The following is a 23738-nucleotide window of genomic DNA, read 5'->3' on the forward strand; positions in this document are numbered from 1 at the left end:
TCTGAAGTTAAGGACCTACTCCATGCCGCACACCCCCGCTCACTCGGACGACCGGGACGGCGCCCGCAGTGAAGGCGAGTTCGCCGACCTGTTCGCCCGGAAGGCGCACACTCCGCTCCGTGGCTTCCTGCCCGGCCGCCGGGTCTGGACCGCGGTCGGCGGCTCCGCCGCCGCGGTGCTGGTGATCGCCGGCTCCGCCACGGCCGTCGCCTCCATCGACTGGAGCACCGGCTCCTCCGACAAGGTGACCGCGGCGGCCGACGCGTCCCCGAAGAAGAAGTCCGCCGCCGAGGACACCAAGAAGGCGTCGCCCGCCCCCTCCCCGAAGGCGAAGGACGAGGACAAGGGGTCCCCCGAGGTCGTCTACGTCCCCGTGTCCGGCGGGGCCGGGGCCGGAGCAGGAGCGGGTACGGGTACGGGTGGGGCGGGAGCGACGCCGGAGTCCGACCCGACGTCCGACTCGGCCGACACCACCGGCGGCACGACCGGAACCACCGGCTCGACGGGCAGCCAGGAGCAGCAGAACGCGACCACCGGCGGCAGCGGCTCGCAGTCGACGACGGGCTATCTGTGGACCGACGGCAGCGTGGACGCCGACACCAACGACTACTGGGACCAGAGCACCGTCACGGTGAAGACCACCGAGTCCCTCACCAGCCTCAAGGTCGTCGTCAGCATCGACCAGACCGGAGGCGTCTCCCACACCGGCACCTGGTCCTCCCTCGGCGACAAGGTGACGGTGTCGGCCGCCGCGGACAGCAACCGACTGGCGTACGTGGTGACCCTGAAGGCGGGCAACACCATCGGCCCCGGCACCTACACCTTCAAGTTCCAGTACAACCACGCCCAGGGCGGCCGCGACGCGGGAGGCGACCGCTACAACGTCACAGCCACGTCCACCGGTTCGACCACCGAGTTCAAGAAGGGCGGCTTCTAGGGCGTTTCTGGTGGAGCGCTCGCGGCACTGCGCGGGTGAGCGGTGTCCCCCGTACGGCGGATTCCGTCACCTGCCCGGGGGCGGTCCGCGTGCGGGCGGGGCGTGGGGCACGTTGGCTCGGCCCTGAGGCAGCACGGGTCTCCCGATCCCCGGCGGCGCAAGGGATGTCCCGCCGACCGTGCCGCCGGAGGGCAGACCCATGCGTACGTCTCAGCTACTCCTCCGCTCCGGCCTGACCGTGGCCGCCACCGCGCTGCCGATCGCCCTGGCAGCGCCGTCGGTCGCCGCCGTCCCCACGGGGATCTCGGTGAGCACCACGGGCTCCTCAGTCACCGTCAACACCCCCGATTGCCCCACCAGCGCCAACGGCGTGTTCGGCACCGCCTCGCTGCTCTCCAGCGGGCAGGCGAACTTCTCCCAGGGCCGTCAGGTGACGCTCACCGGCACGAGCACCACCCAGTCCGCCTCCTGGACGAACGTGAGCCCCGGCACGTACACCGTGATCGTGGTGTGCAGGGACGGGACCACGGCGGGCACCCAGTCCGTCATCGTCACCGCCGCCACCCCCACCATCCGTGCGACCGCCTCGCCCTCACGGGGTGTCATGGGCGGTCTCGGCGGAGCCACCGAGCAGTACGGCACCTTCACCCTGGTGGGAGGTGGAGCGCTCATGGCGACCGGCACGGTGGCGGCGGTCTGGTACCTGCGCCGCCGTGCCAAGCCGCACCGGCTGTGAGTGCCGGTAGGCGGCCGCACGGTGCCGTGCATCGGACGGCCGCCTACTCGCGTTCCGGCCCTGCTTCACGGCCACCGCTCTCCGGCAGCCGCTCGAACTCCTCCAGGGCGTCGGTCAGCCACTGGGACCAGAAGGTCTCCAGGTCGATACCGGCCCGCAGGATCAGATGCTGGAGCCGGTCCTGGGTGGTGTCCCGGCCCGGTCCGAAGTCCCGCTCCTCGATCTCCTCGTACTCGGCCAACTGCCGCTGGTGCTGGGCGAGATGGCGCCGTAGGTCGTCCGCCAGACCGGTCGTGCCGACCACCGCCGCGGCGCGCAGCCGTACGAAGAGCGCGTCGCGCCACGGCTTGGGGTCCTGGGGAGCGGAGGTCCAGCGGGCCAGTTCCTGGCGGCCCGCCGGCAGCACCTCGTAGCTCTTCTTCTGTCCCCGGGCGGGCCGCTCCGTGGGCAGGGCGCGGATGTAGCCCTCGCCCTCCAGTTTTCCCAGCTCGCGATAGATCTGCTGGTGCGTCGCCGACCAGAAGTAGGCGATCGACCTGTCGAACCGCCGGGTCAGTTCGAGGCCGGACGACGGCTTTTCGAGCAGGGCGGTGAGGATCGCGTGCGGGAGTGACATGAGCTCATCCTAGGTACGCCCACCAGGGGGTGGTTTGAAAGTCCCGTGCGGTGCCCGCGCCCGCCGCGGGTGGGGGTCCCCCCGCTCGAGCGAAGCCGAGAGTGGGGGAGCGTGCCGGGCGCCGTGGGTGCTGTGCGGGACTTTCAAACCACCCCCTAGGGCCCTCAGAGTGCTGCCGCGAGCTCCGTTCCCTGCTTGATGGCCCGCTTGGCGTCCAGTTCGGCCGCGATGTCGGCGCCGCCGATGAGGTGTGCGGAGCGTCCGGCGGCGAGCAGGTCGTCGTAGAGGTCGCGGCGTGGTTCCTGCCCGGTGCAGAGGACGACCGTGTCGACGTCCAGTACCTGGCGGACTCCGTCGACGGTGATGTGCAGCCCGGCGTCGTCGATGAGGTCGTACTGGGCGCCGGGGACCATGGTGACGCCGCGGTGCTTGAGTTCGGTGCGGTGGATCCAGCCGGTGGTCTTGCCGAGTCCGGCGCCGACCTTGGAGGTCCTGCGCTGGAGGAGGTGAACCGAGCGCGGCGGGGTGGGGCGTTCGGGGCGTGCGAGTCCGCCGGGCGCCGCGTAGTCCATGTCGACGCCCCACTGCCGGAAGTACGCGGCCGGGTCCTCGCTCGCCTTCTCCCCGCCGTCGGTCAGGTACTCGGCGACGTCGAAGCCGATGCCGCCGGCGCCGAGGATCGCGACGCGGTCGCCGACGGGGGCCCCGTCGCGCAGGACGTCGAGGTAGCCGAGGACCTTGGGGTGGTCGACGCCGGGGAGTTCGGGGGTGCGCGGGGTGACGCCGGTGGCGACGACGACCTCGTCGTACGCCGTGAGGTCGTCGGCCGTGACGCAGGTGTTCAGCCGTACATGGACGCCGTGCGTGTCGAGTCGGTGGCGGAAGTAGCGGAGGGTCTCGTCGAACTCCTGCTTGCCGGGGACCTTGCGGGCCACGTTGAGCTGGCCGCCGATCTCGTTCGCGGCGTCGAACAGGGTGACCTCGTGGCCGCGTTCGGCCGCGGTCACGGCGCAGGCGAGGCCCGCCGGTCCCGCGCCGACGACGGCGACGCGTTTGCGCAGCCTGGTCGGGGAGAGCACCAGCTCCGTCTCGTGGCAGGCGCGCGGGTTGACCAGGCAGGAGGTGATCTTGCCGCTGAAGGTGTGGTCGAGGCAGGCCTGGTTGCAGCCGATGCAGGTGTTGATGGCCTCCGGGGTACCGGCGGCGGCCTTGTTCACGAAGTCCGGGTCGGCCAGCATCGGGCGGGCCATGGACACCATGTCGGCGTGGCCGTCGGCGAGCAACCGCTCGGCCAGCTCTGGGGTGTTGATGCGGTTGGTCGTCACGAGCGGCACCTGGACCGCGCCCATGAGCTTGCGTGTCACCCAGGTGTACGCGCCGCGCGGCACCGAGGTCGCGATGGTGGGGATCCGGGCCTCGTGCCAGCCGATGCCGGTGTTGATAATGGTCGCCCCGGCCGCCTCGACGGCCTTCGCCAGCGTGACCACCTCGTCGAAGCTCGACCCGCCGGGCACGAGGTCGAGCATCGACAGCCGGTAGACGACGATGAAGTCCTCGCCGACGGCCTCGCGCACCCGGCGCACGATCTCGACGGGGAAACGCATCCGGTTCTCGTACGAGCCGCCCCAGCGGTCGGTGCGGTGGTTGGTGCCCTGGGCGATGAACTCGTTGATCAGGTAGCCCTCGGAGCCCATGATCTCGACGCCGTCGTACCCCGCCCGCCGGGCGAGCCGGGCCGTACGGGCGTAGTCGTCGATCGTCTGCTCGACCTCGGCGTCGGTGAGCTCGTGCGGGATGTACGGGCTGATGGGGGCCTGGAGGGCGCTCGGCGCGACGAGGTCGCGGTGGTAGGCGTACCGCCCGAAGTGCAGGATCTGCATCGCGATCCGGCCGCCCTCGCGGTGGACGGCCCTGGTGATCTCCCGGTGCTTGTCCGCCTCGGCGTCGGTGGTGAGCTTGGCGCCGCCCTCGTACGGGCGTCCGGCCTCGTTGGGTGCGATGCCGCCGGTGACGATCAGGCCCACTCCCCCGCGTGCCCGGGCCGCGTAGAACTCCGCCATGCGCGCGAAGCCGCGCTCGGCCTCCTCCAGGCCCACGTGCATGGAGCCCATGAGCACGCGGTTGGGCAGGGTGGTGAAGCCCAGGTCGAGAGGGCTCAGCAGGTGGGGGTACGGGCTCATCGGGGCCTCCGTGCGTGGCGTCGTCCCCTTCGTTGTAGACGACGCCACGCTGTTTGTGCAACTAGTTGCACAAGGGTTGAGGGCAAGCCCACATCGGGGTCGACGCGAGGCTCAGTGCCGGGCGGCGCCGATGATCACGTGGGCGTACATCTCCTCGGAGACGGCCGTCCGTGCGGCGAGGCCGGAGCCCTGGAAGATGTCGAGGGCGAGGAAGGCCTGGCGTTCGCTCGTCTCGATGAGCAGACAGCCGCCGGGGGCGAGCCACTCGAGGGCTTCGGCGGCGACCCGGCGCAGGACGTCCAGGCCGTCCCTGCCGCCGTCGAGCGCGACGAGAGGCTCGTGGTCGCGGGCCTCGCTCGGCAGGAGCGGGACTTCGCCGCTGGGGACGTAGGGCACGTTCGCCGCGAGGATGTCGACGCGGCCACGCAGGTCGGTGGGCAGGGCCGCGAACAGGTCGCCCTCGTGGGCGTGGCCACCGTGGGGCGCGATGTTACGGCGGGCGCAGCGCACGGCCCCCGGGTCGATGTCGGTGGCGTGCAGTTCGACGCCGCCGTCGTTGTTCCGCAGTGCGGCGGTCAGGGCGGCGCCCACCGCACCCGAGCCACAGCACAGGTCGACGACGACGCGGGCACCGGGGACGGCGGCCAGGGCCTCGGCGACAAGGAATTCGGTACGGCGGCGGGGGACGAACACACCGGGTTCCACGGTGATGCGCAGTCCCGCGAACTCGGCCCAGCCGAGGACGAGTTCGAGGGGCAGGCCCGCGACGCGCCGGTCGACCATGGCGGCCGCCTCGTCCCGGGTGCGTGCGGTGGTGAGGATCAACTCCGCCTCGTCCTCGGCGAAGACACAGCCGGCGGCACGCAGTGCCGTGACGACAGAGGCGGTGGAGAGAATGGAAAGAGGTGGCATGACAGCCGAGAGCCTTTCGGTGGGCCGAAGGACGCTCCCGCGGTGGGCCTACCGGCCGTACACCGCGCCGCGTTGAGGTGAGAGCACCCGACCTGACACAGCGGTAATGGGTCTCACCTCCTCGATCCACGTGGCGACTGGCCCGGTCACCTTACCCCATGATCATGACGGAACTTCAAGGCCGCGACCCGGTGGTCACGAGCTCTCGGCGGCCGGCACCCGGACCCCCGTGAACCGGATGGTGCGGCGCAGCCGGAAGCCGAGCGTCTCGTACAGCCGCAGGGCGTTCGCGTTGGCCGCGGCGGCGTGCAGGAACGGGGTTTCGCCGCGCTCCCGGATGCCGTGGGCGACGGCGAGGATCAGCCGGGTACCGAGACCCGAGCCGCGCCAGGCCTCGTCGGTGCAGACGCCGCTGATCTCGGTCCAGTCGGGCGGATGCAGCCGCTCGCCGGCCATCGCGACCAGGGCGCCGCCCCGGCGGATGCCGAGGTAGGTGCCCATGTCGACGGTGCGCGGCAGGAAGGGGCCGGGGCGGGTGCGGGCGACCAGGTCGAGCATCTCGGGTACGTCGGCGGGGCCGAGCCGTACGGCCTCGTCGTCCGGCGCGGTCTCGATCCCGGCGTCGACGAGCTGGACGCCCGCCAGATCGAAGGTCGCCTCCCAGCCGGCCGGGAGGCCCCCGCCGAATCCCGCGAGCGCGACCTCCGCGCCGGGACCCGCCAGCGCCGCCAGGTCCGCCCAGTCACCGGCGTCGGGCTCGTCGGGCAGGGCCAGCCAAGGGGACACGTCCACCGGGTACCGCAGCACCCGGCCGCGCTTCTCGGCGAAGTGGGCGTGCGGGCCGGTGAGGGAGGCGAGGGCGGGGTTGTCGAGGGCATGCAGTGCGGCGTCGGCGCCCTTGAGGTCGCTCACGTACTCCGACATGCGCTCTCCACTCTTCTCCGCTGTCACCGGGTCACCGTCGGCAGTCATTCTCGTACGGCGCGGAGGCGAGGAGACGCCCCCTCCTGACGCTCCCGTACCGGTCACCCCCACCCTTTGCCCGCGCTTCCATAATTTTTGTCCCAAACCATGTCATGGCGGCCACTTTCGGGTACACCGGAAGTGCGGACCAGTCCTAACCGGGGTTCTCGTACATGAGGACCACGCCGGTGAGGAGGGTGAGATGCGAGGCCAGGTGTTCGGGTGGCGGTGGCGCTCCAATCCGCTGCGCCGGCGCTCGGACGTCGTCGAGGCATGGACGGTGTTGATCGTCGTGTTCCTGCTGGTCGTCGGCGCTCCGGCCGCCGGAATCGCGGTGGGCCAGTGGGCCCACGGGGACGCGCGGGCGCACGCGGCGGCGCAGCGCGCCGAGCTCGACCGGGTCAGCGCCGTCATCGTCGAGAAGGCCCCCGCCGCGGCGCCCTCGGCGTACGGCGACAAGCAGCCCATGCACTGGGTGCAGGCCCGCTGGACCGAGCCCGACGGCGGTTCCAGGACCGGCGAGGCCCGGGTGCCGACGGGTACGAAGCGCGGTGATCGCGCCGACGTCTGGCTGGACTCGGCGGGCCACAGCGTCCCGCCGCCGCCGACCGACACGGCCGTCTGGCAGCACGCCCTGGCCATGGGCACGTGCGCCACGGGGGGTGTCGTCGGCATCGTTCTCGTGCTGCATTTCACCGTACGCCGGGTCGCCATCCGGCACCGGCTGGCCGAATGGGAGCAGGAGTGGGCGCGCACGGGACCCGACTGGGGACACCGCTGGGCGTGACCTGCAAAAACAAGAACAATGCTCAGCTAAAAGCTGTGCAGCGCATGTCGGCCAGCCGCGAAACGTCCACAAAATCCACCCCCGCAAGGCGGTTGATACTTCAATCGCCTCGCTGACATACTCCGCTGTCTCCCCCCTACAGTTCCGCACAGCGGCTGACTCCCGCAACGCTCCAATTCCCCAGGGACCACAGCCGCGACCGCACGGAGTCGCGTGCGAGACATAAAGCAGCGAAGAGGGTGCATTGTGTCCAACTACACGGCACGGTACGACAGTTCCGTCCCGTTTCCTCCCCCGTCCGACCATGGAGGCGATTCGTTTTCCCCCGCACCCGGTCCGGGACGCGCACCGGCGGGCCGACAGCCCATACACGCGCACTCTGAATTCCGTTCAATAAGCGCCGCATATCGCAGATTCGGAGTGTGGGCGACCGCGCTCTCGGTCGGTGGATTCCTGACGTACGTCCTCCTGTCGAGTTTCGTACCAGGGCTGTTGAATCAGCGGCTGATCGGGCATCTCACGGTGGGACTGATCCTCGGTCTGGCCCAGTTCGCCCTCATGGGCGTGACCGCGTGGCTGTACGTACGGCACATGCGCAAGAACGTCGACCCGGTCGCGCGCCGGCTCCGTGCCCAGCTCGAGGAGCGTGAGGCCGAGCAGCAGCAGCGCCGGATTCCGGCCGGACGGCGGTTCCGCACGTGGTGACGACTTCCCTCACGACCCCCCTCACGACCCCCTTCACGACTCCCTCCACACCTTCCTTCACGACGGCCGCCAGCGTGGCCGACGCGTTCAGCCTGCGGCTGACCTTCGTGCTGTTCCTGACCGTCGTCGTGATCACCCTGTTCACGGCGCTGCTGACCGCGCCACAGCGGGACGAGATCAGCGAGTTCTACCTCGGCAACCGCGACATGTCGCCGCTGCGCAACGGCCTCGCGATGTGCGGCGACTACCTCTCGGCCGCGACGCTGCTCGGCAGCACCGGCCTGGTCGCCCTGACCGGGTACGACGGTCTGCTCTACCTCTGCGGCACGGTCGTCGCCTGGATGATGGTGCTGCTGCTCATCGCCGAACCCCTGCGCAACTCGGGCAAGTTCACGCTCGGCGACACCCTGGCCCGGCGGCTGCCCCTGCAACAGCGGCAGGTCCGGCTGGCCCTGGCCGTCTGCACACTCGCCGTGTGCACGCTGTACCTGGTGGCCCAACTGGTCGGCAGCATCGCCCTGATGACCCAGTTCGTCGGCGAACCCGGCCCGAACACCCGCATGATGATCGTGATCATCATCGGTTCCATCGTCACCATCTACGCGGCGATCGGCGGTATGCCGGGGGCGACGTTCATCCAGGTCGTCAAGGCCGTCATGCTCATCGCCGGCGTCACGATCGTCACCGTGATGGTGTTGAACCGCTTCAACTGGAACGTCGACAGCCTTCTGTCGTCCGCCGTCGCGGGCAGCAATCTGGGCGACGAGTACCTCCAACCGGGGCTGCGCTACGGCGGCGGAGCCATCAGCAAACTCGACTTCCTCAGCCTCCAACTGGCCATCGTGCTCGGACTCGCCGCGCTGCCGCATGTGATGATGCGGCTGCTCGCGCCCCGCCAGACCCGGGTGCTGCGCACCTCGGTGCTGTGGGCCATCGGTCTGGTCGCGTTCGTGTGTCTGATGGCCGGCGTCATGGGCCTCGGCGCCACCGCCGTCGTGGGCCGGGAGACCATCGCGGACATCGACCACAAGGGCGACGCGGCCGTGCTGCTCCTCGCCGGCGAACTCGGCGGCGAGGTCCTCACCGCGATCGTCTCCGCCCTGGCCTTCGTCACCCTGCTCGCCGTCGCGGCCGGACTCACGCTGGCCGCGGCCTCGTCGGTCGCCCACGACCTCTACGGCGAGGTCATCCGCAAGGGCAAGGCCAAGGAGACGGAGGAGTTGGGCGTCGCCCGGATCGCCGCGGTGGCCATGGGCGTTCTCGCCATGGTGATCGCCCTGCTGGCCTGGGGCACGAACACCGCCACGCTGGCATTCCTGGCCTTCGCGATCGCCGCGTCCGCCATCCTGCCGACCATCGTCTACAGCCTGTTCTGGCGCGGGTTCACCGCCCGCGGCGCCCTGCTCAGCCTGTACGGCGGTCTGGCCTGCTCCGTCCTGCTGGTGCTGTTCTCGCCGGTCGTCTCCTCCACCCCCGACTCGGTGTACCCGAACTCCGACTTCGCCTGGTTCCCGCTGCAGAACCCGGGCATCGTCTCGATCCCGGCGGGCTTCCTGCTGGGGTGGCTCGGCTCCTTCCTCAGCCCGCCGCAGGAGGAGTCCGTGTACGAGGACTTCGAGGTCAGGGCGCTGATCGGCGCCGACCAGCGGTGAGCCGGGCCCTGTCGTCAAATTCCCGTCGTCGCCCGCAGGGCGGCGGTGGGGCCCCTCCCGCTCAAGCGAAGCCGAGAGTGGGGGAGCGTGCATGGCGTCGCGAGGCAGACGGGAATTTGACGACAGGACCCAGGGCGTCGCGGGCCCGGAAGAACCTCTTGGCGGGCCCGCGGCGCCCCACGTACGGTGTGATCACTCGCACCTCAAGTACTCAGAAGAACACAAAAGGTGGTCCTTCATGGCCCTGTTCGACCTGCCGTTGGACGAGCTCCGTGGTTATCGAAGCGCTTCGACGGAACCCGAGGACTTCGACGCCTTCTGGGCGAAGACGCTCCAGGAGTCCCGCGAGCACGACCTCGACGCCCGTTTCGAGCCGGTCGAGACCCATCTGACGACGGTCGAGACGTACGACGTGACGTTCGCCGGGTTCGGCGGCCACCCGGTGAAGGGCTGGCTGGTCCTCCCGGCAGGGGCCACCGAACCGCTGCCCACCGTGGTGGAGTTCATCGGCTACGGCGGCGGGCGCAACCTCCCCCACACGCATCTGCTGTGGGCGTCGGCGGGCTACGCGCATTTCGTGATGGACACCCGCGGCCAGGGCAGCGCCTGGGGCGGGGGCGGTGACACCCCCGACCCGGTGGGCGGCGCGCCCGCCTTCCCCGGCTTCATGACCCGGGGCATCGACGCTCCCGAGAACTACTACTACCGGCGCGTGTACACAGACGCGGTGCGCGCGGTGGAGGCCGCCCGGTCCCACCCGCTGACCGACGCCTCACGCACGGCGGTGCTCGGCTCCAGCCAGGGCGGCGGCATCTCCATCGCGGTCGGCGGTCTGGTCCCCGACCTGGTCGCGGTCGCGCCCGATGTGCCGTTCCTGTGCGACTTCCCGCGCTCGACGACCCTCACCGACCGCGACCCGTACCGCGAGATCGGCAAGTACCTCAAGACCCACCGCGGCCGCACCGAACAGATCCGGCGCACCCTCGCGTACTTCGACGGCGTGCACTTCGCCGCGCGCGGCCGGGCCGCCGCGCTCTTCTCGGCGGCCCTGGAGGACCAGACCTGCCCGCCGTCCACGGTCTTCGCGGCCTTCAACGCCTGGGCCGGCGACAACAAGCACATAGAGGTCTACGAGTTCAACGACCACGAGGGCGGCGGCCCCTTCCAGGAGGCGGCCAAGCTGCGGTGGCTCTCGTCGCACCTCTGAGGCGGGCACGACCCGGTGCTCCAGGGGTGAGGCCCGCAGCTGGGCGCCTCATCCCTGGCGGGTGGCCACCACCATCCGGCACCGTGGGCTGCCGTCGTCCCGGTGGCCGAACTCCGGCAGCGCGGACAGCTCCACCTCGAAGCCGGTCCGTTCCAGCTCCTCGCGTACGAGGCCGAGCCGGAACGGCCGGTAGTACATGACGAACGGCGGCCGCCAGACCGCGTTGCGCACCCGCATCGCCGTGTCGAAGCCGAGGGCCGCCCAGTACCAGGGCGAGCGGGGCGGCGCGGGCGCCGGGAGCGGGAACGCGAAGCGGCCGCCCGGTCGCAGCACCGAGTGGACCTGGGCGAACAGCCCCGGCAGCTCGCCCGGCAGGAAGTGCCCGAACGCGCCGAAGCTGACGACCAGGTCGAACACCGGCCGGAAAGGGAGCGCCCGGGCGTCCCCGCGCACCCAGGCGACGCTCGGGCCGCCCCCGGGGCCGTCCGAGCCCACCTGCTCCTTCCCCACCGCCAGCATCCCCGCGCTGATGTCCACCCCGGTGACGCTCTTCTCGCACAGGTCGCGCAGCACCTCCATCCCCGCCCCGGTGCCGCAGCACAGGTCCAGGCCGTGCTGGAAGGCCCCCATCGCGGACAGGGCGCGCTCCACGGCCTCCAGGATGGTGTCCGGCGTACGGAACGGAGTGTGATCGAACTTCGGCGCGAGGAGGTCGTAGCCGTGTTCGACGGAGGAGAGCGCCTGAACGGCGAGTTCGCGGAGGCTGGGGCCTTGCGGGGTGAACATCACTTCAGCTTAGGCCCAAGCTCGGGGCAGCGGGGGTGGGGTGCTCTCGCCTATGGTCCGGAGCATGACTTCGTTCCGTCCTGCCCCGACCTGGCTGGCCGACGCCGTCTTCTACCAGATCTATCCGCAGTCCTTCGCCGACTCCGACGGAGACGGCATCGGGGACTTCGCCGGGATCACCGAGCATCTCGATCATCTGTCCTGGCTGGGCGTCGACACCGTCTGGCTGAACCCCTGCTTCGCCTCGCCGTTCCGTGACGCCGGGTACGACGTCGCGGACTATCTGAGGGTCGCGCCGCGCTACGGCTCGGACGACGACCTGGCCAAGCTCGTCGACGAGGCCCGGCGGCGTGGGATCCGGATCCTGCTCGACCTCGTCGCCGGGCACACGTCCATCGACCACCCGTGGTTCCGGGTCTCCGCGAACGACCCGGACGACCACCGCTACATCTGGGCGGCGGAGGGCCGCCCCGAGGGCTTCGTCGCCTCCCCCGGCTCCCGGCCGGGCGCGTACCTGCCGAACTTCTTCGACTCCCAGCCCGCCCTCAACTTCGGCTACGCGCGCGAGAATCCGGCCGAACCCTGGCGGCTCCCGGTGGACGCCGAGGGCCCGCGTGCCAACCGGCACGCCCTGCGCACGATCATGGACCACTGGCTGGGCCTGGGCCTCGCCGGTTTCCGGGTGGACATGGCCGCCTCGCTCGTGAAGGACGACCCGGAGAAGGCCGAGACCGCCCGTATCTGGACGGAGCTGCGGCACTGGCTGGACACCGCCCACCCGGACGCGGTGCTGCTCGCCGAGTGGGGTGAGCCCGAGGTGTCGATCCCGGCCGGTTTCCACGCCGACTTCTTCCTCCACTTCGGCGGCCCCACCGACGGCCTCGCCCTGCGCTCGCTGTGGAGCAACGGCGAAGGCACGGTTCACGAGGACTGGGACCCGCTCGACTGCTTCTTCGACGCGAGCGGCAAGGGCTCACCGCGCCCCTTCGTCGAGGCCTGGACGCGGGCGTCCACGGCAGTCGACGGCACGGGCGGCGCCATCTCCCTCCCAACCGCCAACCACGACTTCTCCCGCCTCAACTGCGGGCCCCGCACGGCCGAACAGCTCCCGGCCGCCTTCGCCTTCCAGCTGACCTGGCCGACACTCCCGGCGATCTACTACGGCGACGAGATCGGCATGCGCTACGTCCCGGGCCTGCCCGACAAGGAGGGCAGCGTCCTCGGCCCCCGCTACAACCGCGCGGGCTCCCGCACCCCCATGCAGTGGGACAACACCCCCAACGCGGGCTTCTCCACCGCCCCCGCCGACCGTCTCTATCTCCCCCTCGACCCGGCCCCCGACCGCCCGAACGTCGCCGCCCAGCGCGCCGACGACACCTCGCTCCTCCATCTCGTGCGCCGCCTGACAGCCCTGCGCCGGAGCACTCCCGAACTGGGTTCCGCCGGCTCGGTGGAGGTGGTCCACCTGGGCCATCCGTTCGTGTACGTGCGCGGCGGACGGTATCTGGTCGTCGTCAACCCCCAGCAGCGGGAGGCGAGTTGCTCGTACGGGCCCACCGCTCACCGCGCGGTGGAGGAACAGGGCGTGCGGCTCGACGGCGGCACGATCACCGCACTGGGCTTCGGGTACGGGATCTTCGACCTCGGCGGTTAGGGCCGGTGCGGCGGATGCCTGGAGCCCCCGCTCCGGGCATCACGCTCATGCGGGGGCGATCATCCCCGCCGACAGATCGATGTCCGCCCCGCACAGGCCGGGCATCGCCAGCATCGCGATCAGCGCTTTGGCCACCTCATCCTCCTCCACGAGCCGGTTCAGGGCGGCCCGGGAGACGAAGTCCCGTTCGGCCTCCGCCACGCTGACACCGGTGAGTTCGGCCGTCAGTCGGAAGTTGCGGTCCATGCGCGGGCCCCGAACCGGGCCGAGGGAAAGGGAGACGAGCGGGGGAGCCACCCACGTGGGCGGCAGGACACGGGCGAACTCCCGACAGGAACCCACCCACCGCTGCCCGTCGTGCACCCGTACCGCACCCCGGTAGCCCTCCGGCGGCCCCTCGTAGTCGTCCAGGCCGGTGAGCACCGGGCCGTCCGTCCCGGGATGCGCCCCGATACTCTCCGCGTCCTCCAGGAGCCAGGGATCGAGCGACTCGTCGTCCGGTACCAGCCACACCCGGTCACCGACCCAGCCGCGCACCTCGGACCCTTCCGGCTCGGGGACCCAGCCGACGAGTTCGTACGTCCCCCGCTGCGGCTCCCCGAACAGTCCCTCCGCCTCGGCGCACCTGCCCCAGGCGTGGCCGTGCTCCGTCTCGATCAGCGTGAAGCGCCCTCGTCGGCGGTGCTCCCGGTCCTCCTGCACGGTGGGCATCATGCCCGGACCGGGAGCACCCGGTGAAACGAATTGTTCGCGGCCGGTCGAAATCCCTTATGGCATAGGCGAGTTGGCGGCGGCGGTCGGCTCCTCGCCGTAGGCGGTCAGGAAGCGGTCGCGGAAGGAGTCCATGCGCCACACGGGGGCGTCGTCGCCGGGGCGGAGGCCGTCCGACCACCCCCAGTCGTCGATGCGGTCGAGGACCTCGGGGTCGCGGGCGAGGACGGTGACGGGTACGTCGTGGTCGGCGCCGTTGCCGCTGACGCTGGCCATGGGCTGGTGGTCGCCGAGGAAGACGAGGACGGTGTCCTCGTCGCCGTACTTCTCCACGTACTCCAGGAGGCTGCGCAGCGAGTACTGGACGGACTTGCCGTACTCCTCCTTCACCTTCACGGGGTCGGTGAACACGTCCGCCGGGTCCTTGCCCGCCTTCTGGATGCCCTTGAAGACGGAGCCGTCGCCGACCTCGTCCCAGCCCACCATCTCCGGCAGGGGCGCCCAGGGCTGGTGGCTGGAGGTCAGGATGATCTCCGACATCAGCGGCTTGCCGCCCTTCTTGGCGGCCTCCAGGCGCTGATACGCGGTCAGGGTGTACTGGTCGGGCATGGTCGACCAGCTGAACTTCGGCCCCCGGTAGCCGAGATCGCGGGAGTCGTAGACCTGGTCGAAGCCGTAGAAGTCGCCTTCCGGCCAGTTGTACTGAACGCCCGGGACGACACCGACCGTCCGCCATTCGCCGGTCTTGTCGAAGGCGCCGGGCAAAGTGAGGCGTTCGCCGGCGGTGACCGTGCGGTAGCGGCTCTGGTTGTCGATCCACAGGCCGGTCAGGAACGTGGAGTGCCCGAGCCAGCTGCTGCCGCCGTACGTCGCGGAGGTCAGCCAGCCGCTCTTCGCGGCGAACCCGGCCGCGCGGAGGTCCGCGTCCGCCTTGTCGAGGGTCGAGGTCACGCCCGGCGCGATGGCCTCGTCCTCCAGCGCGGCACGGCCGTAGCTCTCGATGAAGGTGAACATGACGTCCTTGCCGCGCAGCCCGGTCAGCAACTGGTCGGCGGGCACGTCGGCGAACTTGTCCTGCTTGGCCTCCTGGGCGAACGCGGCCTCGTCCCTGATGGTCTCCTTCGCGCGGGCCCAGCGGTCCTGCACGAAACCGATCGTGTTCCTGGAGGCGAACGCCGTGTCCCCCAGGGGAGTCAGGCCGACTGCCGAGCAGGTGATCCACACCGTTCCGGCGACGACCGTGCCCCGCATCGCACGGTCCCGCTGGCGGACCATGACGTTCGACAGCCGGACCACCGCCAGCGACGTGACGACGAACAGCAGCACGACCAGCACCACCAGGCCGATCACCAGGAGCCGGGCGCCCGTGCCGCCCAGGGTGTCCACCACATACGACTCGGCGTCGTCGAGCAGTCCCCAGTCGAGCACCACGTTGAAGCCGCGCCCGAGGAATTGGTTGTAGCCGATGTCGAGCGCCTTCACCACGATCAGCGCCGCCAGGAACACCCCGGTGAGCACCGCCGCGACCAGTCTCGTCCGGCGCGGCAGGACCATCAGCACGGCCGCGCCGAGAATCGGCTCCACGGGTATGCGCAGGAACTGCGGCGCCGTGAAGTACTCGACCTTGCCCGGCATGAGCAGCGCGAAGAACACGACGGCGGCGGCCAACGCCGTAAGGCCCCACGACATGCCCCGCGCGGCGAGGGGGTACTTCCGCCGGAAGGCCGCCGGGTACGCGCGGAAGCGCCGCCAATGGCCGGGGCGCTCACCGGCCTCATCGGTCTCACCGGCTTCATCAGCCTGACCGGCCTCGTCGGTCGACGGCTCGGCGGCCTTCGATTCCTCGTCCGTGTCGGGCAGTTGACTGGAGCGCGTGGAGAGCGACACGCGACGTTCCTTCCGTGCGAAGACCGCTGGCGGTGCCCCCATCTGTACGGGGGACCCGCGAGATCAGTTCAACGACCACGGGTAAGTCATCGGTAAGGAACTCACCAACGGCGCACGACCGGTGGTGGTAGAATCCCCTCGGCACGTGTGCATCGCCCGTTCCCGGGCGCCGGTGCCGCTCTCTCAACTCCTGAGATCTCTCCCGCTGAACCGCCCGTCGATTCCCGACCGGCCGTCAGCTTCTCCGCACCACCTCGCGCCTGTAACCGCGGGTGTGTGCTCTCTCCTCCCCCCTTCTCATGCGCTTTCCCTGACGTCCTCGAAAGGACCTCCCCCATGACCACCACCACACTCGAACACACTTCCACTCATCGGCAGCCCCCGGCCCGGATCACCGGCGTCCTGGAAATCGCACAGGGCGGGCAGGGCCACCTGCGCGACGGGAGCGGGCTGCCCAACGGCTCGGATCCGCAGGTTCCCGCCGCGCTGATCCGCCGGTACGGCCTGCGCAAGGGCGACACCGTCGAGGGCGTACGCAACGGTCGGCGCGCCCTCACCGAGGTCGAGCGGATCAACGGCCGTACGCCCGAAGAGCTGCGCCGCCGCCCGCACTTCGGCGACTTCACCCCACTGCACCCGCGCACGCGGCTGCGGCTCGAACACCCGGCGAGCGGTCTGACCGGCCGTCTGGTCGACCTGGTGGCCCCGGTCGGCAAGGGCCAGCGCGGACTGATCGTGGCCCCGCCCAAGACCGGCAAGACGGTACTGCTCCAGCAGGTGGCCGCCGCGATCGCCGCCAACCACCCCGAGGCCCGCCTCATGGTCGTCCTGGTCGACGAACGGCCCGAGGAGGTGACCGACATGCGGCGCTCCGTGCGGGGCGAGGTGTACGCCTCGACGTTCGACCAGTCCCCCAAGCAGCACATCGCGCTCGCCGAACTCGTCGTGGAGCGCGCCAAGCGGCTCGTCGAGCAGGGCGAGGACGTCGTGATCCTGCTGGACTCCCTGACCCGGCTGTGCCGGGCCCACAACAACGCGGCCGCCGCCGGTGGCCGCACCCTCAGCGGCGGTGTCGACGCCGCCGCGCTGCACGGCCCGAAGCGGCTCTTCGGTGCCGCCCGGCTGACCGAGGAGGCCGGCTCCCTCACCATCCTGGCCACCGCCCTGGTCGAGACCGGCTCCCGCGCCGACGACTTCTTCTTCGAGGAGCTCAAGGGCACCGGCAACATGGAACTCCGCCTGGACCGCGCGCTCGCCGACCGGCGGGTCTTCCCGGCGGTCGACATCACCCCGTCAGGGACCCGCCGCGAGGAACTCCTGCTGACACCGGGCGAGTTGAGCGCCGTACGAGGGCTACGGCGCGCTCTGCGGTCGCGTGAGGGGCAAGCCAACGTGGAAGCGCTGCTGGAGCGGATGCGGGCCACGCCGGACAACGCGACGTTTCTGGGGCAGTTGTCGCGTTAGAGCTCGGGAGCGTCTGCGTGTTGGCGGGTGCGAGCTGTATGTGGTTGCTCGCGCGGTTCCCCGCGCCCCTGAAAAGCAGGGGCTGCGCCCCGTGCTTTTCCCCCACCGACCCGCGGAGTCACATCCATCGTGCGGCATCCGGGTGCTCGAGCCGCCCGCTCGGCCCTGACACCCCGGTCCAGCGCACGACCATTCCTACGTTTGCGCTATGACCATCGGATTCTCGTCCCGCGTCGCCCTCCGCTGCTCCGCCCTCTGCGCGATCGGCGCCCTCGCCATCGCGTCGAGCCCGCAGGGCGCCGGTCCCTCGGTCGAGTCGGGCGAGCTGGACGCCAAGGCCGTGCGGGAGCCGCCGCCGTTGTACCGGCCACGGGCCGGGGCGCCCCGGCTTCCCCGGGACGTCTCCGCGGTGGCGTGGCTGGTGGCCGACGCCCGCAGCGGCGAGGTGCTCGCCTCGCACAACGCACACCTGAAACTGCCGCCCGCCAGCACCCTGAAGACCCTGTTCGCGCTCACCGTCCTGCCGGGACTCCCCGCGGGCCTCAGACACACCGTCGAGCGCGGGGAACTGGCGGGCATCGGCTCCGGGAGCAGCCTGGTCGGCGTCAAGGAGAACCACACCTACCGCGTGGCCGACCTGTGGCGCGGGGTCTTCCTCAGCTCGGGCAACGACGCCGTACGGGTCCTGGCCGGCCTCAACGGCGGCTGGCGGGCCACCGCCGAGCAGATGCAGGACAAGGCCCGGGCCCTCGGCGCCCTCGACACCCGGGTCGTCTCGCCCGACGGGTACGACGCTCCCGGCCAGGTGTCGTCGGCGTTCGACCTGGCGGTGTTCGGGCGGGCCGGGCTGCGCAACGCGGAGTTCGCCGCATACTGCTCCACGGTCACGGCGAAGTTTCCCGCGGGCGGCTGGTCGTACGACATCCGGAACACCAACCGGCTGCTCACCGGCGTCGGGGTCGCCCACTATCCGGGGCTGATCGGCATCAAGAACGGCTACACCAGCAACGCGGGCAACACCTTGGTCGCCGCCGCCGAGCGGGGCGGACGCACCCTCGTCACCACGGTGCTGAGGCCCCGGGTGGGCGGCGGGCTCGCCGTGTACGAGGAGACGCGTTCGCTGCTCGACTGGGGTTTCCGTGCCGCCGGACGCGTCGAACCCGTGGGCTCGCTGCTGCCGCCACGCCCTGCGGCGGCACCTCAGGCCCGCCCCGAGTCAGCGCCTCCCGTCCGTGAGAAGGAGGAGGTCACGGACCCCGGCCGACCGCCGGCGGGCGTGATCGCGGGCGCGGCCGGGTTGGCTGCGGCGGCGGCCGTGGCGCTGTTCCTGCGGCTCAGGAACAGAAGGCTCACCCGGGGCTGACCGATCGGCAGCCACAGCAGCAGGCCGAGGGTGATCCACACGTAGGCGTTGCTGCCGACGAAGCCGTCGATGCCGGACGCGCCGTCGAACCAGAGCCAGACGACGCTGCTGCACAGCACCACGTACAGGCACACCGTGAGCGGCAGCAGCCGGCGGTGCCTCAGCAGGACCGCGAAGGACGGCAGCAGCCAGACCAGATGGTGCACCCAGGTGATCGGGCTGACCAGGCACGCGGTCAGCCCGGTGACGGCGAACGCGGCGATCCAGTCGTCCGCGCGCACCGCCGTGTGTACCTTCCACGCCCACACGCCGAGCACCACGAGGACCATCAACGCCCATACGGTGCGGCTGGGTTCGTCCGGTGACACGAGGCGGGCCAGGACGCCTTGCAGCGACTGGTTGGAGACGTAGTCGAGGCGGCCGATGCGGCTGGTGTCCCACAGTGCCTCGGTCCAGTAGAAGTGGGAGGCTTCCGGGGCGATCCAGGCCGCCGCCGCGGTGGCGGCCGCGGCGACGGCCGTCGCGAGCCCGGCGGCGCGCCACCGCCGGGCGAGCAGGAGCATGCCGATGAAGACAGCGGGCGTCAGCTTCACCGCCGCCGCCAGACCGATGCCGACACCTGCCCAGCGCCCCCGGCCGGTGGACAGCAACCAGGCGTCGGCGAGCACCAGCGCCAGCAGCATGAGGTTCACCTGGCCGAAGCTGAAGGTGTCCCGGACCGGTTCGAACAGCGCGAGCCCGCAGAAGACGAGGACCACGCCGAACCAGCGGTAGCGCCGCAGGCGCGGCCCCCCGAGGACGTACAGCACGGCCACGAGCGACGCCAGGTTGAGCAGCGCGCACAGTGCGACCGCGGTGCGCAGGTCGACCAGCGCCATCGGCAGCATGCTCACGGCCGCGAACGGCGGATAGGTGAAGCCGTACATGGTGCCGGGCACGCGGTAGTCGTATATCCGGCCGCCGTGGTGGACCCAGGTGTCGATCGTGCCGTGGTAGACGCGCAGGTCGAACCAGCCGCGCAGCAGGGGGACGGTCGCGGTGAAGACGGTGACGGCGGTGACGAGGGCGAGGACCAGCAGGACGCGGGTGCGGTCGGTTCGGGGCGCCCTCATGCGGTCCGCTCCAGGGCCGGTGCCTGCGCGGCCTGGTGGGCCTGCCAGAGGACGACCACCGCGAGTACTCCCCCGCACACCGCCAGGGCGATCTGCTCGGTGTCCGCCGGGTCCCCGCTCGGCAGGACGGCCAGCGCGAGCGCCCCGCTGGCGGCGGCGACCCTGCGCTGCACGGAGGCGTTCCGTGCCGCCGCGGCGATGAGGAACAGCCCCCACAGGGCGTACCAGGGGCGTATCGCGGGGCCGAGCACGGCCACGGCGGCCAGGCTGAGGCCGAGGGCGTAGACAGGGCCGGGCCGCAGGCGCAGCCATATGAAGAGGACGACGGCCAGGGTCACCAGCAGTCCGGCGGCGCGCCAGGCCGGCAGGGCGAGGGGGGCGAGGTCGCTGCCCAGGTCGTGGAGCATGTCGCCGGTGATACGGCCGAGGACGCTGGTCGGCGACCAGTTGTCCGGGGACACCGGGGTGCGCAGGGCGGCGATCCAGCCGTATCCCGTACCGGCCAGGGCGGTCGCCACGACCGTGGTGGCCGACGCGACCGCCGCGGTCATCGCGGTCGTCCGCACCCAGCGGCTACGGCCGCGCATCACGACCACCGCCAGCAGTCCGAGCGCGGCGGGCGCCTTCACCAGCGCGGCGAGCGTCACGAGAACGGCACCGAGGAGGTACCAGCGGCCCCGCGCCATCACCAGTCCGACGCCCAGCAGACCGAGCATCACCGCGTCGTTGTGGGCGCCGGCCACGAGGTGGAGCAGGACGAGCGGGTTGAGCGCGCCGAGCCAGAGCGCGACGGCCGGGTCGGCGCCGCTGTGCCGGGCCAGGCGGGGCAGCGCCACCGCCATCAGGGCCACGCCGAGCAGCGCGACCAGGCGCATGCCCAGCAGTCCGGCCGGTATCTCCCCCTCGGTCAGGCCGGACAGTGCGGAGGCGACGGCCAGGAAGACCGGACCGTACGGTGTCGCCGTGTGCTGCCACATCGGGGACACCTCCTCGGCGAGCGGGCCGCCGAGCATCGCGGGTCCGTGGGCGTAGACGTCGATGTGCGCGTCGACCATGGCGCCCTGCGCGAGATAGCTGTACACGTCCCGGCTGAACAGGGGCGGCGCCAGCAGCAGCGGGGCCGCCCAGACCGCCAGAACCAGCAGGAGCGAACGGGGAGTTGGGGGTTCGGGGCCCCGTACGACCTTCCCCAGCAGTGCCCAGGCGGCTATCAGCAGGACGACGCCGAAGTACACACCGACCAGGCCCAGCGCTCCGCGTCCCGACGTGGGCGACAGCAGGTCTCGCGCCTGGAGGGCGCCGGCGGTCTCACCTCCCAGAGCGAGGAATGCGGAGCCGGCCAGGCCCATGGCCTGGCAGCGGCGTAGGTCGACGGGGAAAGCGTTGGCCAACACTCTGTCACCATGTCAACGCGGGGTGGCGGGCAGGCAACATGATGCCCTCCGGGCGGGAACCGCGATATGGCCAGGATGTGATCAGTGAGTTGTCAGAACGCCGTCAGAACACCGACAGACCCGTCAGCGTCGTGAAGCGGTCCAGGGCTGCCACGCCCGCGACCGAGTTGCCCCGTTCGTCCAGGCCCGGACTCCAGACACACAAGGTGCAGCGGCCCGGTACAACCGCGACGATGCCGCCGCCCACACCGCTCTTGCCGGGAAGGCCCACGCGGTAGGCGAAGTCACCGGCCGCGTCGTACGTGCCGCAGGTCAGCATGACCGCGTTGACCTGCTTGGCCTGACTGCGGGTGAGGAGGCGGGTGCCGTCGGCGCGGACGCCGTGGCGGGCCAGGAAGGTGGTGGCGAGGGCCAGGTCGGCGCAGGAGGCGTTGAGGGAGCACTGGCGGAAGTACTGGTCCAGGAGGGCCGGTACAGGGTTGTCGATGTTGCCGTACGACGCCATGAAATGGGCGAGGGCGGCGTTCCGGTCGCCGTGGGCGGACTCGGAGGCGGCGATCTCCTCGTCGAAGTCCAGGGCCGGGTTGCCGCTCTCGGCACGGAGGAAGGACAGCATCTCGCCGGCCGCGTCGCCGGTACGGGTCTGGAGGTGGTCGGTGACGACCAGGGCGCCCGCGTTGATGAACGGGTTGCGCGGGATGCCGTTCTCGTACTCCAGCTGGACCAGGGAGTTGAAGGGGTTGCCGGAGGGCTCCCGGCCGACGTGTTCCCAGAGTTCGTCGCCCTCGCGGGCCAGGACGAGGGCGAGGGTGAACACCTTGGTGATGGACTGCGTGGAGAACGGCTCCCGCCAGTCCCCCACGCCGTACACCGTGCCGTCGAGTTCCGCGACGGCCATGCCGAAGCGGCGGGGGTCGCGGGCCGCGAGTGCCGGAATGTAGTCGGCGGGGCGGCCGCGGCCCGGGGTCCGTTCCATCTCCTCGGCGATGCGTTCCAGGACCGGCTGGAAGGGCAGGGACGACGTCGTTGTCATGATCGCCATTGTGCCTCCGGGCCGGTCCTGGTCGCGTCGTAGCAGGTCAGACCGTGGGTACACCGCTGCCGGCGAGTACCTCGGGCTTCAGCAGCTGCCGCAGTCGTTCGGCGGGCAACAGGCCCTTCTCCTGGACGAGTTCGGCGACGCCACGGCCGGTGGCAAGGGCCTCCTTGGCGATGTCGGTGGCCGCCGTGTAGCCGATGTGCGGGTTGAGGGCGGTGACCAGGCCGATGGAGTTCTCCACCGCCGCGCGCAGTTCCTCCTCGTTGGCGGTGATGCCGTCGACGCAGCGCTCGGCGAGGGTGAGGCAGGCGGCGCGCAGATGGGTGATCGACTCCGACAGGGAGTGCAGGATGATCGGCTCGAACGCGTTGAGCTGGAGCTGTCCGGCCTCCGCCGCCATGGTGATGGTGACGTCGTTGCCGATCACCTCGAAGGCGACCTGGTTGACGACCTCGGGGATCACCGGGTTGACCTTGCCCGGCATGATCGACGAACCGGCCTGCACCGGCGGCAGGTTGATCTCGTTGAGTCCCGCGCGCGGCCCGGACGACAGCAGACGCAGGTCGTTGCAGCTCTTGGAGAGCTTGACGGCGATCCGCTTGAGCACGCCCGACATCTGCACGAAGGCACCGCAGTCCTGGGTGGCCTCGACGAGGTTGGCGGCGGTCACGAGGGGCAGCCCCGTGATCTCGGCGAGATGCCGTCGCGCCGACTCGGCGTACCCCGCGGGGGCGTTGAGTCCGGTGCCGATCGCGGTGGCGCCGAGGTTGATCTCGTGGACCAGTTCCACGGCCTCGGCGAGGCGGCTGCGGTCCTCGTCGAGCATGACCGCGTACGCCGAGAACTCCTGGCCCAGCGTCATCGGTACGGCGTCCTGGAGCTGGGTGCGTCCCATCTTCAGCACGTCGCGGAACTCGACGGCCTTGCGGGCGAAGGAGTCCTGGAGCACCGCCATCGCCTTGAGCAGCTCGCGCACGGCGTAGACGGTCGCGATCTTGACGGCGGTCGGGTAGACGTCGTTGGTGGACTGGCCGAGGTTGACGTCCTCGTTGGGGTGCAAGTGCTGGTACTGGCCCTTGGTGTGGCCGAGCAGCTCCAACGCCCGGTTGGCGACGACCTCGTTGGCGTTCATGTTGGTGGAGGTGCCTGCACCTCCCTGCACGACATCGACGACGAACTGGTCGTGCAGCTTGCCCTCCCGGATCTCCCGGCATGCCTCGATGATCGCGGCCGCCTTCTCGGGGGCGAGCAGGCCGAGTTCCTCGTTGGCGCGGGCGGCGGCCTCCTTGACGGCGGCCAGGGCGTCGATCAGGTGCGGGTACGTGGAGATCGGGGTGCCGGTGATGGGGAAGTTCTCCGTGGCGCGCAGGGTGTGGACGCCCCAGTACGCGTCGGCGGGGACGTCGCGGTCTCCGAGCAGGTCGTGTTCGCTACGGGTGGCTGCGGCGGGGGTCATGGTGGGGCGGGCCTTCTTTCGTAAGGGTGCGGGTGGGGCGAACGGGGATGCGTACGGGGTCTCCGGCGGATCTTTTCGCCCCCGCCGCCCCTACTCGTCCCTCCCCCATCCAGGGGCGGCTGCCCCTTCGACCCCGCTTCGCCTGAGAGCTCGGGGGGTGCGGTTTGTATGGCGGGT

General features: G+C 70.9%; 18 protein-coding genes and 2 pseudogenes. 9 read left to right on the forward strand and 11 right to left on the reverse strand.

Translation table 11 applies throughout. The features are described from left to right. Positions 1-22: 22 nt before the first annotated feature. Both F3T56_RS20495 and F3T56_RS20500 read left to right on the forward strand, forming a co-directional pair. Complete coding sequence (locus tag F3T56_RS20495; RefSeq protein ID WP_149826647.1) at positions 23-937, forward strand: hypothetical protein; 915 nt, start codon at positions 23-25, stop codon at positions 935-937. 199 nt (positions 938-1136) lie between these two features. Next, positions 1137-1673: a hypothetical protein gene (locus F3T56_RS20500; RefSeq protein ID WP_149826648.1), complete on the forward strand. Its 537-nt coding sequence runs from the start codon at positions 1137-1139 to the stop codon at positions 1671-1673. Positions 1674-1716: 43 nt separating this feature from the next. On the opposite strand, the gene F3T56_RS20505 is transcribed toward F3T56_RS20500, so the two are convergent. From F3T56_RS20505 to F3T56_RS20520, 4 genes are all read right to left on the reverse strand, one after another. Then, entirely contained in the window at positions 1717-2289 is a 573-nt protein-coding gene (locus F3T56_RS20505; protein WP_149826649.1) for a PadR family transcriptional regulator, read from the reverse strand. Between the two features lie 164 nt (positions 2290-2453). Beyond that, complete coding sequence (locus F3T56_RS20510) at positions 2454-4469, reverse strand: NADPH-dependent 2,4-dienoyl-CoA reductase (RefSeq protein WP_149826650.1); 2016 nt, start codon at positions 4467-4469, stop codon at positions 2454-2456. 111 nt (positions 4470-4580) lie between these two features. Next, positions 4581-5381, reverse strand: a complete 801-nt coding sequence (locus tag F3T56_RS20515; protein ID WP_149826651.1) for a putative protein N(5)-glutamine methyltransferase — start codon at positions 5379-5381, stop codon at positions 4581-4583. A gap of 195 nt (positions 5382-5576) precedes the next feature. Continuing rightward, positions 5577-6305 (reverse strand): GNAT family N-acetyltransferase, encoded by a 729-nt coding sequence (locus F3T56_RS20520; RefSeq protein WP_149826652.1) that lies wholly within the window; start codon positions 6303-6305, stop codon positions 5577-5579. 241 nt (positions 6306-6546) lie between these two features. On the opposite strand from F3T56_RS20520, the gene F3T56_RS20525 reads away from it, so the two are divergent. From F3T56_RS20525 to F3T56_RS20540, 4 genes are all read left to right on the forward strand, one after another. Beyond that, positions 6547-7131: an Rv1733c family protein gene (locus F3T56_RS20525; protein ID WP_149826653.1), complete on the forward strand. Its 585-nt coding sequence runs from the start codon at positions 6547-6549 to the stop codon at positions 7129-7131. A gap of 366 nt (positions 7132-7497) precedes the next feature. Beyond that, positions 7498-7836: a DUF485 domain-containing protein gene (locus tag F3T56_RS49335; RefSeq protein ID WP_425473592.1), complete on the forward strand. Its 339-nt coding sequence runs from the start codon at positions 7498-7500 to the stop codon at positions 7834-7836. 74 nt (positions 7837-7910) lie between these two features. Then, on the forward strand, positions 7911-9488 hold the full coding sequence (locus F3T56_RS20535; protein WP_246203722.1) for a solute symporter family protein: 1578 nt from the start codon (positions 7911-7913) through the stop codon (positions 9486-9488). Positions 9489-9726: 238 nt separating this feature from the next. Continuing rightward, on the forward strand, positions 9727-10695 hold the full coding sequence (locus F3T56_RS20540; protein ID WP_149826655.1) for an acetylxylan esterase: 969 nt from the start codon (positions 9727-9729) through the stop codon (positions 10693-10695). Between the two features lie 48 nt (positions 10696-10743). Here the strand turns inward: F3T56_RS20540 and F3T56_RS20545 are convergent, their stop codons facing one another. Further along, the gene (locus tag F3T56_RS20545) at positions 10744-11481 is read right to left on the reverse strand and encodes a class I SAM-dependent methyltransferase (RefSeq protein ID WP_149826656.1); all 738 of its coding nucleotides are present in this window, start codon (positions 11479-11481) and stop codon (positions 10744-10746) included. Between the two features lie 64 nt (positions 11482-11545). Between F3T56_RS20545 and F3T56_RS20550 the strand changes: the two genes are divergently transcribed. After that, positions 11546-13135, forward strand: a complete 1590-nt coding sequence (locus F3T56_RS20550) for an alpha-amylase family glycosyl hydrolase (RefSeq protein WP_149826657.1) — start codon at positions 11546-11548, stop codon at positions 13133-13135. A 261-nt stretch (positions 13136-13396) separates the two neighbouring features. Here F3T56_RS20550 and F3T56_RS20555 read toward each other — a convergent pair. Together F3T56_RS20555 and F3T56_RS20560 are read right to left on the reverse strand one after the other, a co-directional pair. Further along, positions 13397-13849: pseudogene (locus tag F3T56_RS20555) on the reverse strand (barstar family protein); the annotation flags it as partial. 54 nt (positions 13850-13903) lie between these two features. Next, entirely contained in the window at positions 13904-15733 is a 1830-nt protein-coding gene (locus tag F3T56_RS20560) for an alkaline phosphatase family protein (RefSeq protein ID WP_149826659.1), read from the reverse strand. A gap of 336 nt (positions 15734-16069) precedes the next feature. Between F3T56_RS20560 and rho the strand changes: the two genes are divergently transcribed. Both rho and F3T56_RS20570 read left to right on the forward strand, forming a co-directional pair. Further along, positions 16070-17197: a transcription termination factor Rho gene (rho, locus tag F3T56_RS20565; RefSeq protein WP_149826660.1), complete on the forward strand. Its 1128-nt coding sequence runs from the start codon at positions 16070-16072 to the stop codon at positions 17195-17197. A gap of 208 nt (positions 17198-17405) precedes the next feature. Beyond that, positions 17406-18560, forward strand: a complete 1155-nt coding sequence (locus F3T56_RS20570; RefSeq protein WP_246203723.1) for a D-alanyl-D-alanine carboxypeptidase family protein — start codon at positions 17406-17408, stop codon at positions 18558-18560. 227 nt (positions 18561-18787) lie between these two features. Here F3T56_RS20570 and F3T56_RS47985 read toward each other — a convergent pair. The 4 genes and pseudogenes from F3T56_RS47985 to aspA form a co-directional block, all read right to left on the reverse strand. Further along, positions 18788-19672: pseudogene (locus F3T56_RS47985) on the reverse strand (glycosyltransferase family 87 protein); the annotation flags it as partial. Continuing rightward, positions 19669-21021 carry a polyprenol phosphomannose-dependent alpha 1,6 mannosyltransferase MptB gene (mptB, locus tag F3T56_RS20580; RefSeq protein WP_149826671.1) on the reverse strand — a complete coding sequence of 451 codons (1353 nt, stop codon included), beginning with the start codon at positions 21019-21021 and terminating at the stop codon, positions 19669-19671. The gene mptB and the pseudogene F3T56_RS47985, both read right to left, overlap by 4 nt. Before the next feature lie 148 nt (positions 21022-21169). After that, positions 21170-22108, reverse strand: a complete 939-nt coding sequence (locus tag F3T56_RS20585; RefSeq protein WP_149826662.1) for a glutaminase — start codon at positions 22106-22108, stop codon at positions 21170-21172. A gap of 37 nt (positions 22109-22145) precedes the next feature. Beyond that, complete coding sequence (gene aspA / locus F3T56_RS20590; RefSeq protein WP_149826663.1) at positions 22146-23561, reverse strand: aspartate ammonia-lyase; 1416 nt, start codon at positions 23559-23561, stop codon at positions 22146-22148. Positions 23562-23738: the final 177 nt, after the last annotated feature.

This window comes from Streptomyces tailanensis (assembly GCF_008386495.1).
In the GTDB taxonomy this organism is placed as follows: Bacteria; Actinomycetota; Actinomycetes; order Streptomycetales; family Streptomycetaceae; genus Streptomyces; species Streptomyces tailanensis.